The sequence below is a fragment of the Pseudoalteromonas sp. S4741 genome (assembly GCF_005886135.1).
Classification (GTDB): domain Bacteria; phylum Pseudomonadota; class Gammaproteobacteria; order Enterobacterales; family Alteromonadaceae; genus Pseudoalteromonas; species Pseudoalteromonas tetraodonis.
Map to the genome: position 1 here is coordinate 1 of NZ_PNCN01000172.1, position 13,779 is coordinate 13,779.

Below are 13,779 nucleotides of genomic sequence, written 5' to 3' on the forward strand. Positions count from 1 at the left end.
TGCAAATTCAACCTTGAAAGATCAACAGACCCTAGTTAAAAATGTTATAAAAACAGCCTGTTTTTACGATAAATGTAAATAATAGTAAAACTTAATAATATTGATTCTCATTCGTTAACATGTTTAAATTACGCCAATTTTAGTAGTTGAACTATTTTTAGGGTAATCAATGTCACATAAATTTTTAGTTTCTTCGTTAACTGCAGCCGTAGCGCTGTCTTTGAGTGCAACAGCAATGGCCAAAGATGCCGGCGGCGTTGAACGCAATTTTGAACAAATTACCGTTATTGGTTCACAAGCAGCAATTAACGATATTCCAGGATCGGCTACATTTATCTCTGATGAAGAATTGCAAAAATTCGAATTTACCGATATTTCTCGCGTATTAGCATCTGTACCAGGTGTATACGTTCAAGAAGAAGATGGCTATGGTCTGCGTCCTAACATTGGTATGCGTGGCACAGGTACTGGCCGTAACGATAAAATTTCAGTAATGGAAGACGGTGTACTTGTTGCACCGGCTCCTTACTCTGCACCATCGGCTTATTACTTCCCGACTATGGGTCGTATGGAATCTATTGAAGTATTAAAAGGTGCTGCCTCAGTTAAATATGGCCCGCGCACTACCGGTGGTGTATTAAATTTACTTTCTCGCAGCTTACCAACTGAAGCAAATAGCTCTATGGGTATGGTTGACGCGGCACTTGGTAGCGATGGTTACTACAAAGGTCACGCTTACTTCGCAAAAGAAAAAAACAACACTGCAGGCTTAATTGAAGTGTTTTCTTACGGCGCTGATGGTTTTAAAGAATTACCAGTAGGCGATGACAACACTGGTTTTGAAAAAAACGACGTACTGGTAAAGTTTGGCCATACCTTTGGTGAAAACGATGCGCATAACATTGAGTTCAAAGTAAAGTACTCTGAAGAAACATCAGACGAAACCTACATGGGTTTAACCGATGCTGATTACCAACAAAACCCTAACCGTCGTTATGCGGCATCACAAAATGATGAAATGAACACTCGCCATAATGCATACCAAGTAAACTATGCATACCGCTTTGGTGAAGGTTATGAAGTTTTAGCAACCGCTTACTTAAACGACTTTCACCGTAACTGGTACAAAGCAAGTAGTGTTGGTTCAAGCACACTTGAGCAATACAGCGAGTTTGAAGCAAACCCAACGGCTGCCGGTATTGAAAACATCGGTGTTAAAGCTAATAACCGTGACTACCAAGCCAAAGGTGTGCAGTCTGAATTACACATTCCAGCGGGCGATCACTACATTACGGTTGGCGTACGTTACCACGAAGACGAAATGGATCGTTTCCAGTGGGAAGACAAATACACGCTTAATCAAGATTTAAGCATGACTCTTACCTCACAAGGCGCTCCAGGCTCTAACAGCAACCGTTTAGACAGTGCAAAAGCAAGCACGCTATTTATTCAAGACGAATGGACAATGGATGCATTAGTAGTGAGTGCTGGCCTTCGTTATGAAGACATAACTATTACCCGTGAAGAGTGGGCTAAGTCAGATCCAACCCGTAGCCTAGGCTTAACAAAAGATATCTCTAACGATACTGAAATTTTAGTACCGTCTTTAGGTGCTACTTACACACTTAACGACAATGTTACGTTACTTGCTGGTATTCAAAAAGGTTACGCCCCTGCAGCACCGGGTAATGCCGACCAAGACGAAGAAGAAAGCGTCAACATCGAGTTTGGCTCTCGTTTTAATGCAAACGGTTTTAACGGTGAAGTAATTGCGTTTTACTCTGATTACGACAACATGCATGGTAACTGTACGGCATCAGTAGGTTGTAATGACGATAACATTGGCGACCAATACAACTACGGTGAAGTAGAAGTATCGGGCTTTGAATTTAGCGCAGGTCGTACGTTTAATACCGCATCGGTTGCGTTCCCAGTAAAATTAACTTACACCTACACAGATTCAGAATTTAAAAACACGTTTAATTCAGAAATTTGGGGCTCTGTAGAAAAAGGTGATGCGATGCCTTACGTACCAGAGAACCAGGTTGCTTTATCGTTTGGCGCAGAAGTGAATAACTTTGTGGTAAATAGCCAAATACGTTACGTGTCTGATGCACATGCTGATTTAACTAACTCAGGCTTAAATGCGATTGATAGCCGTGTTGTATGGGATTTAGCTGCTAAGTACTTAATCGACGAAAACCAAAAAGTATACCTAAGCGTAGATAACTTATTTGATAAAACCTACATTGCTAACCGTGCAAATGGCGGTATTCAACCTGGTAAACCACGTTCAGTACAAATGGGCTACTCTTACAGTTTTTAATAAAGTGCTAACTTAAAAGTACAAAAAAGCCGAGGTTGATTAAATCAATCTCGGCTTTTTAATACCTATAATGCCTATGTAATTAATAGGCTTAATTTGTTTCTGCGCGCTGGCGTAATACTTCAAATAAACAAATACCGGTTGCAACCGATACATTTAAACTTGAAACCGTGCCCGCCATTGGAATTTTAACGAGTACATCACAGTGCTCACGGGTTAAACGGCGCATACCCTCGCCTTCAGCTCCCATCACAATCGCTATTGGGCCTGTTAAGCTGGCATCAAATACGTGTGTGTCGGTTTCACCGGCTGTGCCTACAACCCATACACCTGCGTCTTTTATTTCACGTAATGTACGTGCAAGGTTAGTTACCTGAATAAGCGGTACCGTTTCTGCTGCGCCACAGGCCACTTTACGTGCCGTGCCATTAAGCTTTGCTGACTTGTCTTTAGGAACTATCACGGCATGAACACCGGCAGCATCAGCGCTACGTAAGCAGGCACCTAAATTATGCGGATCGGTAATGCCATCAAGTACCAGTAAAAACGGGGTGTCTTCGCGTTCAATGATCTCATCAAGATCTTTTTCGTTAAACACACGTGCCGCTTTCACGTTGGCGATAATGCCTTGATGTTGTTCATCTTTCGCTTTGTTATCAAGCGCTTTTCGTTGCATAAACTGTACTGAAATACCAAACTGACGCGCTTGCTCAATCACCGGCGATAAGCGCTTATCATCACGTCCTTTAAGGGCGTATATTTCTATAAAACGCTCTGGCTCTTTTGCCAAAATTGCTTCAACAGAGTGAAAGCCAAAAATTAATTCATTACTCACGAATTGTTTGCTCCTGGGCTACTACGTTTACGGGCATTTTTACCTGGTCTTTTAGGCTTTTTGACCGCTTTCTTTTTGGTTTTTTTCTTAGCGGTGGTGTCATCCGCTTTTACTTTTGATTTGCTCGCTGATTTACCTTTTGCAGCAGGCTTTTTACTCGTCTTTGGCTTTTTGTTATCACTTGCTGACTTTTTACCCGGGATTTTACCGGCTTTAAGTTGCGAGCGAACACTGGCTGGAGCATTTTTTTTAGGTGCACGACGACGCGCATAACGATCTTGGGCAACATCGCCTTTTAGCGTTAAGTTTATACGACGATCATCTAAGCTTACCGAGGCAACTTGTACAGTCACTTTGTCGCCTAAACGATAAACCGTATGTGTGTGTTCACCCACCAAGCAATGTTTAGCTGCATCATGCTGGAAATATTCATCACCTAAATTGGTAACATGAATTAATCCATCAATTTGTAAGTCATCTAAACGAATAAATAAACCAAAGTTAGTAACCGATGAAATAACCCCGTTAAACTCCATACCTACATGATCTTGCATGTATTCACATTTTAACCAATCGGCTACTTCACGGGTGGCATCGTCTGCGCGGCGCTCAGTAGTAGAACACTGCTCACCAAGTTTATCGACTTCATCATCGCTATAAGCGTATTCACCAGAGGTTTGCTGTCCTTGTGCTTTTAATACTGCTTTAATTGCACGATGCACCACTAAATCGGGGTAACGGCGAATTGGCGAGGTAAAGTGCGCATAAGCCGATAATGCTAAACCAAAGTGACCTATGTTATCTGGCTGATAAACCGCTTGTTTCATTGAGCGCAGCAGCATAGTTTGAATAAGCTCAGCTTCAGGACGATCCCCTAAACGAGCCAATACATGAGTAATTTCTTTCGGCGTTGGTTCATCACTTAGCGTGCTTTCAATCCCCAGCTCAGTTAAAAACTGAGTAAAGTTACCCAGTTTTTCGCTATCAGGTTCATCATGCACCCTAAATAGGGCACTTGCTTCGTGTTTTTCAAGTAACTTAGCCGCCGAAACATTGGCTAAAATCATACATTCTTCAATCAGCTTGTGCGCATCGTTACGAATAACTGGCACAATTGATTCTATTTTACGCTGTGCATTAAATACAAAACGGGTTTCGAGTGTTTCAAACTCAATGGCACCACGCTCTTGGCGCGCCGCTTTTAATGCCATGTACATTTGCTGCAAATCAGTTAAATGCGGCACTACAGCTGCGTATTCTTTACGTAGCTTTTCATCGTTTTGTAAAATGGCATTTACTTTGGTGTAAGTTAAACGTGCATGTGAGTTCATCACCGCTTCGTAAAACTTATAACCTGAGAGCTTACCCTCTTGCGATACGGTCATTTCTGCCACCATACACAAGCGATCAACCTCTGGGTTTAGCGAACACAAACCGTTAGATAATACTTTTGGTAGCATTGGAATAACTTGCTCAGGGAAATACACTGAGTTACCGCGCTCTATCGCTTCTTTGTTAAGCGGCGTGTTCATACCTACATAATGTGATACATCGGCAATGGCTACCCATAAGCGCCAGCCACCCGACTTTTTAGGCTCACAGTATACGGCATCATCAAAATCACGAGCGTCTTCGCCATCTATGGTCACAAGCGGTAAGCCGCGTAAATCAACTCGACCTTGTTTATCGGCTTCTTCAACAAATTCACCTAAGTGGGCAACTTGTTGTTCAACCTCTTCAGGCCATACGTGTGGAATATCGTGATTACGTAGCGCAACTTCAATTTCCATACCCGGCGCTAAATGCTCGCCCAGTACGTCGATAACTTTACCTACCGCATTCATATTGCGACTTGGATTTTGGGTTATTTGCACTTGCACCATTTGGTTATGGCGCGCGCCTTTTTCGTTACCCGGTAGAATAATAATGTCTTGGGTAATGCGCGGATCTTCAGCCACAACAACGGCAATACCATGCTCAACAAAATAACGCCCTACAATAGGTGCGCGCTCGTTAGTGAGTACTTTGATGATGCGTGCGTCGCATTTTGAGCCTGAGCCGCGTTTAGTGCCTTTGGCAAGAACGATGTCACCGTGTAGCACCATATTCATTTGATGCTTGGCAATAAACCAATCTTTGCTCTCGCCTTCAACTTCTAAAAAGCCAAAACCGTCTCTGTGACCGACTACTTTGCCTTTGGTTAAACCGGCTTCGTCAATCAGGGCATAACATTTAAATTTATTAAAATACAGCTGCCCATCACGCTCCATGGCGCGAAGTCGGCGCTTAAATGCTATTTGTCGTTCTTCATCGTTGACCGCGAGTTCTTCACATAGTTGTGCGTAGCTAGCAGGTTTGGAACGCTCTTGCAGGTGAGTAAGTATAAACTCACGACTAGGGACTGGGTTTTCGTACTTTTCTTGTTCTCGACTGAGATTTGGATCTTGGTTTGACATTCACTATCTTGTTAGTTGGTTATGTAAGTATTTTAACTCATATACTCGCAATGAGACAGGTAAAAGCCATTAAACTTTTAATAAAGCGTTATTACCTTTTGCATTTTGTAGCAATGTAGCTAAATAACACTTAACACCTACTTAATTAATGCACATGAAAGTGAGTAAATTAACTGTAGTTAATTTACTCACTTTTATAAAAACAGCTTACTTTTGCTGTAGTTTCTTCCACAATAGCGCGCTGATGTTTTCAATAAAAGCCGCATCTTGTGCAGCCATAACATCGAGTATTGGTTTGTTCATTTGGCTTTTATTTTGAGAGTATATCCAGCGATTTTTATTAAAGCTTTGCGCAAACTCTAACACACCCGTTTGCAAGGCTTGCTCATCAGCAAAGGTGGCCTCTACTACGTTATGTTGTAATAATTTTTGCGCATCAACACGCTCACCGGTCATGGCTAAACGATTAAAAAACTGCTGATTTATGGCTTTATTAATAATAGGAAACATAGACGGTACAAACGGCACTAATACATCGACTTCGGGGAAACAAAAGAAGCCTTTGTCTGATTTCATAAATCTAAAATCACAGGCACATGCCAACACCGAACCATTACCATAAGTGTGGCCGTTTAGCGCGGCAATAATAGGCATAGGAAAAGTAACGATACGTTTAAACAAGGCGCCTATCGAGTTCATGAAATCGGCAATTATTTGTGGTGTGTTGTCAGGGTTGGCCATCCACTGTAGATCAATGCCTAACGACCAACTTTTATCGCTACTTGAGGTTAGCACCACCGCTTTAAAATGCTCGTTAGCCTCAATCGTATCTAGGTGTTGATTAAACTCGTTTATAAAGGTTGGATTATGGCGGTTTTCTGCTGTATTCATAGTAAGGATAGCCGTGCTTCCTTGCGTGGTAATTTCTATTAATGCTGTCATTAGACCCTCATTTAGTGCTTTTAGCTGCGCTTTAAGCACTTTTCATTACTTTTATAATTGTGAACTACCCATCGACGCCGCTTCGCGTCGAACAATGGTTTTTCTCGGAAAATTTCGATAAATACAAATAACATAAAAATGCATACGAACATAAAACAATCGACATAAGTGATAGTAAAACTTAGTGTTTCTAAAAAATCGCTAATGCTTAAGCTTGTTAAAATTAAAGAATTCATAACACCCTCCACTATAAGTAAGGTAACTATGCCAGTGGGTAAATAGATAATAGTGTGAAGTGTCATTAACTTGGCTGACATTTGTCATGAAATAGAAAAATTCATCTTCTGAGTGTAAAAGCAATGCTAATATAGCCAAAAAAAGTGACCAGGAAATTTAATGCAGTCCCAACAACAAAGCTTAATTTACTTACACATTGCCGTACTTTTATTTGGCGGCACCGCCTTATTCGCAAAGCTAATTGGTTTGAGTGCATTAGATATTACCGCTTATCGTGCGGCTATCGCTGGGCTGGCAATTTGTGTGCTACTGTCTTTGCAAAAAAAACCAATTAAGCTGCATCGCGCTAAAGATTATGTGATTGCCATTTTATTAGGCATTGCCGTAGGTATTCACTGGGTAACCTATTTTGCAGGCATGCAATTGGCGGGAATTACCGTGGGCATGTTAGCCTTTTTTACCTATCCCGTGATCACGGTATTTTTAGAGCCCCTATTTAATAAAAGTAAGCCCAAAACAAAAGATATAATAAGTGCTGTGGTGGTGATTTTTGGCATTTATTTATTGATCCCTAACGTTAATTTAGGCGATGACATCACTTTAGGTGTTTTGACGGGCGTGGTATCAGCATTATTTTTTGCTCTTCGTAATATTACTCACAAACGCTACTTTAGCGAGTATGGTGGACCGCAAACCATGTTTTACCAAACCTTAGTCGCAAGCCTGATGCTATGTGCTTTTATTGAAGTGCCCATAACAGAAATTAATGATACTGATTTAATATTGCTGCTTATTGCCGGTGTGGTGTTTACTGCGATGCCGCATTCGTTATTTGCAGCGAGTTTAAAACATTTATCAGCAGCAACCGCTGGATTGATTTCTTGCTTACAACCTCTTTATGGCACAATACTGGCTATAATTATTCTGCACGAACGCCCTTCAGTGATGACCCTGATTGGTGGCGCACTGATTGTTAGTGCTGCGTGCTTTGAAACTTGGTCAATTTCACGGAAAAAGCAGCCATGAAAATATTTGCACATAGAGGCGCAAGCACACACTTCCCCGAAAATACGCAAAGCGCCATTTTAGCGGCGTTAAAAGCGAATGTAGATGGCATTGAGGTTGATGTACAAAGCGCGCTTGATGATTACGTTATTATTCATGATACCTACCTCGATAGAACCACTAATGGCAAAGGCAAAGTGTGCGACTTTAGTGCCCAGCAAATTAAACAGTTTGATGCCGGAAATGGCGAACAAATCCCTACTTTGCAGCAATTAATAAACTGGAATAATAACCAAACCTTACTCAATTTAGAGCTAAAACATACCTTTGAACTTGAAAAGTTTGTAACCGTGCTTGAAAGTAACATTGCGAACAAAAAAATAACCGCAGACAATATTTTAGTTTCATCATTTAATCATCATCAACTACACTGGCTAAAGAGCCGTTTACCGTGGCTTAAAATTGGCGCACTTACTGCATCAATTCCATTGCAGTATGCAAAGTTTGCACAAGACTTACAGGCCTATAGCATTCACATTGACAAAAACTTTATGAACAAACCGTTTGTTGACGATGCCAAAATGCGCGGTTTACAAGTATTTGCTTACACCGTAGATGAAGTCGAAGATATTAAACTGATGCTTGCCTGTGGTGTTGATGGTATTTTTACTAACGACCCTGAACGAACTAAGCATTATTTAGCGCAATTAAATGAATTATAACTAATTATTTAATTGCCATTTATGCTATAAAAACAATAATTTAGTAGGCCACTATTTAATGAGTAGCTACATGCGTATTTATAATTTTTTAGAACAAACACTGTTTTATACTTTAACCCGAAAAATAGTTGGGAATTTAAGTTTTGTTTTTTTATTTCAAGCCATTACTTTGTTTTGGTTGCACAGTAGCTTAACCGAAAACCAGCAAAGCACTGGCTTATTTTGGGTACTTGCGCTACTTATTATTGCAGGCTTTATTTTTACTATTTTTTATATGCGCTTTTTAATTGTGCGCCCGGTAAAAGCAATGCGCGATACGCTCATTAATATTAATCAACAAGATGCGAATTTAGCAGCCAAATTACCCCATTTCACGTTTGATGAATTTAGAGACTTAAGTGAGCAATACAATCAATTTACTACCCATTTAAATAGTTTATTAAGCACGACCTATACCAGCGCCCAAGAGAGTGTGCAGAGTAACAGCCAAGTAACACAATCAATGCAACACACTGAACAATTGAGTGAGCAGCAAATTAATTTAAGCCACACCATTATTAATGCCAGTAACCAAATTACCCAAAGCCTGCAGGCTATAGTAAGCAACACTGATAACGTACATCAGGTCAATAATGAACACCTTAATTTTGTAAAGCTCTCTGCTTGTGAGCTATCAAAACTAGTTGAGCAGGTAAGGCTTATTAATGAAATGCTGGGTAGTTTTTCTAAAACGATTGCGGGCTTGAAAGAGAACAGCGAAAACATTCGCAGTATTTTAAAAATGGTTGAAGAGTTTTCGGATCAAACTAACTTATTAGCACTTAATGCAGCCATAGAAGCAGCACGCGCTGGTGAAGCGGGGCGAGGTTTTGCCGTGGTTGCCGATGAAGTTCGTACCCTATCGGTTAAAGTAAGCGACGCAACACGCCAAATTAGTGATTTTATTACCCAAATGAATGAGCTCGTTAATGAAACGAATAAAGAGTCAGAGCAATTAATAAACCATTCAAATAATGCGCAAACATCAATTAACACCACCTCTGATGGGTTTGGTAAAATGCTCAATGAGTTTGAACATAATCAACAACAATTGCAGCAAATAGCCAATGCCGTACACTTACTCGAAGATACCCAAAACCAAACGCATGAATCGGTTGAGCAAATTGTGGCGCTAGGCGAACAAGCCAAGCAACAAATAGATACAGCACTGCATGATTCTGAACAATCACAAAAGCTAAGCCAACAAACCCAACAACAGTTAAAACGCTTTGTAGATTAGGCAATAACAATTTCACCCAAGCCGCGATTATGCTAAATTAAGCGGCTTGTCATTTAACTGTGTGAAGTATGTGAGCGACGTAAAACCAAACTATGAACAGCTAGCCCAGCAAATAAAATTATGGGGCCAACAACTTGGCTTTAGTGAAGTGGGCATTACTGACATTGATTTAACTAAGCATGAAGCACAGCTTCAGCGCTGGCTTGATGCAGGGTATCATGGTTCAATGGATTACATGGCTGCACATGGAATGAAACGCGCCCGCCCTAGCGAGCTAGTCCCTGGCACGCAACGAGTTATTTCAGTAAAAATGAATTACCTGCCGCCAGATTCAGGCTTTGCCAAAAACCTTAAAAATACCGAGAAAGCCTATATCAGCCGCTATGCGCTTGGCCGTGACTATCATAAGTTAATGCGTAATCGGCTCAAGCAATTAGGTAAAAAAATTGAACAGCAGGTAGGTGACTATGGCTTTAGGCCTTTTGTTGATTCAGCCCCTATACTTGAACGTCAACTCGCTGAAAAAGCGGGATTAGGCTGGCGCGGAAAGCATTCTTTACTGATAAATAAAGAGGCGGGCTCTTGGTTTTTTTTAGGCGAGTTATTTGTAGATTTACCACTGCCTATTGATGATGAAAACACGTTCGAAGGTTGTGGTAAATGTGTTGCCTGCATAACCCTTTGCCCTACCGGCGCTATTGTAGAACCTTATGTGGTAGATGCACGTAAATGCATATCGTATTTAACCATAGAGCATCAAGGGGCTATTCCAGAGCAATACCGAACCTTAATGGGTAACCGCATTTATGGTTGCGATGATTGCCAGTTAGTGTGCCCATGGAATCGCTATGGACAAATTACCGACGAGCAAGACTTCCACCCCCGTACGCAATTAAAAAATAAAGACTTACTCGCGTTATTTGCCTGGGATGAAACTACCTTTTTAACAAATACCGAGGGCAGCCCTATTCGGCGCATTGGCCATGAGCGTTGGTTACGAAATATAGCGGTTGGCTTAGGCAACGCAGATTTTAGCCCAGCGATTATTCATGCACTTGAAGATAAACGCAAAACGGTTAGTGACATGGTGAATGAGCACATAGAATGGGCACTTACCCAGCAACATGATAAACAAAGACAAAAGCTGCGCAAAACAGCACGGCTAATACGGATTGTTGAAAAAGGCCTACCCAGAGACGCGTAAGCCTATTGCCTAAAAGAACGCGACATAATGTCGCTGATACAAGCTATCTACCTAATCGTAGCAAGAAATTTACCCCGCGCCTCGCAGCCCGTAACCCGCACCTTTAAGCTTTGTCTGTAATCACTCTCTTTACGAGCTCTTTGCCCTCTTTGTGCATAATTTACTAATATCTGATTTAACACAGAGAAGAAAATGAGGAGTAAATGAGAAGCCACAATTAAAGTATAGATCCGAGATGGAGGTGGACAAAGATCATATACACATATTGCTAACGATTTCTCCAAATATCAGCGTTGCGAGTTACGTTAGGAGAATTAAACAATCTACAACGCAAAGTCTATGGTCGAGATTTAAATGGTTTAAAAAGCAATTCTGGGTTAAAAAGACAGTTTGGTCTGACGGATATTTTGTTTGCTCTGTTGGAAATGCGGCTGCTGATACAATTCGAAAATACATTCAAGAGCAGGGCTAACTATTCCGATTCATCCCATCGACGCCGCTTCGCGTCGAACAATGGGTTTTCTCGGAAAATTTCGATAAAAAAATGATTGAGAAGTCGCTTTCTCAACAACTATCGATACAACATCGGTTGGCAGCCAATTAGTTCTAATAACACTTTTAAGCGCATAGCAATCATGCTACTGCTATCAATAATAAGTATTTTTCTCGCCATTTAGACACACTTTAAAGAGTTAATTAAACACCTTTTCAGCATAGTCTAGAATTTTTGGTTTAGCATAATCACCTACGTAAAAGTGAATTTTGCTTCCTTTTGTTATGGTACTAGGTTAAATGCTTACCAAAAATAGTTAGGCTGTACAGCTGATTGTCCATTCTTGCTACGTTAGGCAGCTCTCCCCATACTGCAAAATCAAAATGCTTAAATAATTTAATGCTCGGTTCGTTGTGACTAAAAATAAACCCAAGTAATACTTCGATATTAAGCTGCTTGGCTTGTTGTTGTGCAAATTGCATCAGCTTTTTACCCAACCCTTTTCCTTGGGCTGCTGCCGTAATGTAAATGCTTAACTCAACGGTGCCATCGTAAGCTGGGCGGCCATAAAACGATTTATAACTAAGCCACGCTAATACTTGGTTGTTCTCACAGTAAACAAAAATAGGCCGTTGAGCAGTATGGCTATCAAACCAAGGTTGTTTATCAGCGACGGTCACCTCTTCGGTATCGGCGGTGACCATTCGACTAGGGATAGTTTCATTGTAAATAGCAACAATGGCAGTTAAATCATCAGGTTTTGCTAAACGTATAGTCATAGAAAATAAAGTAAAATTGATCAAATTAGCCTATAGTAGCGTATGATAAGTTACATAAGTACTCTAATAACGCACTTAAGGTAATAGCATGATAAAAAAAATAATACTTGGTTTAACCCTCGCGTTAAGTTATGTTTCGCTAAATACATATGCCGCAGACTTGCCCACCCCTTCATTAGATGCAAACACCTGCAATGACTTCACGAATGTTTCACTTAGAAAGTTGCGCTCAACTGAAACCATTAACTTATGTGATTTTAAGAACCAGCCTCTTTTAATTGTTAACACTGCGAGTAACTGCGGTTTTACGCCGCAATTTGAAGGTTTAGAAGCACTTTATAATAAATACAAAGACGAAGGCTTGGTGGTATTAGGCTTTCCATCAGATGATTTTTTTCAAGAAGAGAACGATGAAAAAGATACCGCAAAAGTGTGTTATGTAAATTATGGTGTTACCTTCCCTATGCTGGCCACCAGCGCAGTACGTGGTAGTGACGCAAACCCTATTTTTAAGCATTTAAACGCTCAAACCAGTTCACCAAACTGGAACTTTTATAAATACGTGGTATCGGCCGATCGCAAAACGATTACGCGCTTTAACAGCCGCGTAGCACCGGATTCAGCAAAACTAGAAAGCGCAATCAAAAGTGCATTTTAACTTTGTGTTTTCAGTTTAACCTTACTAAGATGTTGCTATCAAATTTAAAAAACTAAACTTACAGGTAGGAGAACTTATGGCAGTTGCAAGTGCAAGGCACATACTCGTAGACAGTGAAGCACAATGTTTAGACCTTAAAGATAAAATTGAGCAAGGTGAAGACTTTGCAGAACTCGCTAAACTGCACTCTAATTGTCCATCAGGTCAAGATGGTGGTGCATTAGGTGAGTTTGGCCCAGGTATGATGGTGCCTGAATTTGATAAGGTGGTATTTTCAGCGCCCCTAAATCAAGTACAAGGCCCTGTACAAACACAGTTTGGTTACCATTTATTAGAAGTAACCAGCCGCTCAGAGTAAGTAAATCGATTTATTAATAAAGCCGCATCAGCGGCTTTTTATTTATGTGGAGTTGGCAAAAGCCCCATTATGCAACTATTTGGCTCTATTCCTTCCCCTTATGTTCGCCGTATTAGAATCTGGGCAGAACAAAACAATTGTGCGCTTGAATTTATTAATCTAGATATTTTTTCTAAAGGCGATCGGCCGTTGGTAGTCACAAAAAATCCAGCAGCCAAAATCCCTATATTGGTCGATGACACGCTTACCCTAAGTGATTCAAATACCATACTGCGTTATTTACTTGAAAAAACCAAGCACCCCCCACTTACATGGCCTCAAGAGCACTTTTTAATTAGGGCCTGTTGATCTTTCAAGGTTAAATTTACAGCAGTCTGTTTGGTATTTGGGCAAGGCAGAGCCTATGTGGTATGGTTATTCCCCATAAATAGGCGATAACGTAGCATTAATGCCAAACAGGCGCTGCCCGAAGGGTTCTGCCTAGG

General features: G+C 40.7%; 11 protein-coding genes and 2 pseudogenes. 9 read left to right on the top strand and 4 right to left on the bottom strand.

Annotated features, from left to right (window positions below):
- The first annotated feature begins 169 nt into the window (after positions 1 to 169).
- Positions 170 to 2,326, top strand: a complete 2,157-nt coding sequence (locus CWC30_RS17095; RefSeq protein ID WP_138627703.1) for a TonB-dependent receptor family protein — start codon at positions 170 to 172, stop codon at positions 2,324 to 2,326.
- 91 nt (positions 2,327 to 2,417) lie between these two features.
- Here CWC30_RS17095 and rlmB read toward each other — a convergent pair whose 3' ends face one another.
- The 3 genes from rlmB to CWC30_RS17110 all read right to left on the bottom strand — a co-directional run bounded on the left by rlmB (position 2,418) and on the right by CWC30_RS17110 (position 6,559).
- On the bottom strand, positions 2,418 to 3,161 hold the full coding sequence (gene rlmB / locus CWC30_RS17100; RefSeq protein ID WP_036981367.1) for a 23S rRNA (guanosine(2251)-2'-O)-methyltransferase RlmB: 744 nt from the start codon (positions 3,159 to 3,161) through the stop codon (positions 2,418 to 2,420).
- Entirely contained in the window at positions 3,158 to 5,617 is a 2,460-nt protein-coding gene (gene rnr / locus CWC30_RS17105; RefSeq protein ID WP_138627704.1) for a ribonuclease R, read from the bottom strand. The genes rlmB and rnr overlap by 4 nt, the downstream gene beginning before the upstream one ends.
- A 207-nt stretch (positions 5,618 to 5,824) precedes the next feature.
- Complete coding sequence (locus CWC30_RS17110) at positions 5,825 to 6,559, bottom strand: enoyl-CoA hydratase/isomerase family protein (protein WP_171034746.1); 735 nt, start codon at positions 6,557 to 6,559, stop codon at positions 5,825 to 5,827.
- A 396-nt stretch (positions 6,560 to 6,955) separates the two neighbouring features.
- Here CWC30_RS17110 and CWC30_RS17120 point away from each other — a divergent pair, with 396 nt between their 5' ends.
- The 5 genes and pseudogenes from CWC30_RS17120 to tnpA all read left to right on the top strand — a co-directional run.
- On the top strand, positions 6,956 to 7,822 hold the full coding sequence (locus tag CWC30_RS17120) for a DMT family transporter (RefSeq protein WP_036981361.1): 867 nt from the start codon (positions 6,956 to 6,958) through the stop codon (positions 7,820 to 7,822).
- On the top strand, positions 7,819 to 8,523 hold the full coding sequence (locus CWC30_RS17125) for a glycerophosphodiester phosphodiesterase (RefSeq protein ID WP_069440113.1): 705 nt from the start codon (positions 7,819 to 7,821) through the stop codon (positions 8,521 to 8,523). The genes CWC30_RS17120 and CWC30_RS17125 overlap by 4 nt, the downstream gene beginning before the upstream one ends.
- 58 nt (positions 8,524 to 8,581) lie before the next feature.
- The gene (locus CWC30_RS17130) at positions 8,582 to 9,802 is read left to right on the top strand and encodes a methyl-accepting chemotaxis protein (RefSeq protein WP_138627706.1); all 1,221 of its coding nucleotides are present in this window, start codon (positions 8,582 to 8,584) and stop codon (positions 9,800 to 9,802) included.
- A gap of 70 nt (positions 9,803 to 9,872) precedes the next feature.
- Positions 9,873 to 11,006: a tRNA epoxyqueuosine(34) reductase QueG gene (gene queG, locus CWC30_RS17135; protein WP_138627707.1), complete on the top strand. Its 1,134-nt coding sequence runs from the start codon at positions 9,873 to 9,875 to the stop codon at positions 11,004 to 11,006.
- A 232-nt stretch (positions 11,007 to 11,238) separates the two neighbouring features.
- Positions 11,239 to 11,478 (top strand): annotated as a pseudogene (gene tnpA / locus CWC30_RS17140) (IS200/IS605 family transposase); the annotation flags it as partial.
- A gap of 311 nt (positions 11,479 to 11,789) precedes the next feature.
- Here tnpA and CWC30_RS17145 read toward each other — a convergent pair.
- Positions 11,790 to 12,278, bottom strand: coding sequence for a GNAT family N-acetyltransferase (locus CWC30_RS17145; RefSeq protein WP_013464075.1), 489 nt, complete (start codon positions 12,276 to 12,278; stop codon positions 11,790 to 11,792).
- Positions 12,279 to 12,366: 88 nt separating this feature from the next.
- On the opposite strand from CWC30_RS17145, the gene CWC30_RS17150 reads away from it, so the two are divergent.
- From CWC30_RS17150 to CWC30_RS17160, 3 genes and pseudogenes are all read left to right on the top strand, one after another.
- Positions 12,367 to 12,936 (top strand): glutathione peroxidase, encoded by a 570-nt coding sequence (locus tag CWC30_RS17150; RefSeq protein ID WP_138627708.1) that lies wholly within the window; start codon positions 12,367 to 12,369, stop codon positions 12,934 to 12,936.
- Between the two features lie 76 nt (positions 12,937 to 13,012).
- A complete protein-coding gene (locus tag CWC30_RS17155; RefSeq protein ID WP_008114778.1) occupies positions 13,013 to 13,294 on the top strand; it encodes a peptidylprolyl isomerase in 282 nt (93 codons plus the stop codon).
- Positions 13,295 to 13,363: 69 nt separating this feature from the next.
- Positions 13,364 to 13,639 (top strand): annotated as a pseudogene (locus CWC30_RS17160) (glutathione S-transferase family protein); the annotation flags it as partial.
- Between the last annotated feature and the right edge of the window lie 140 nt (positions 13,640 to 13,779).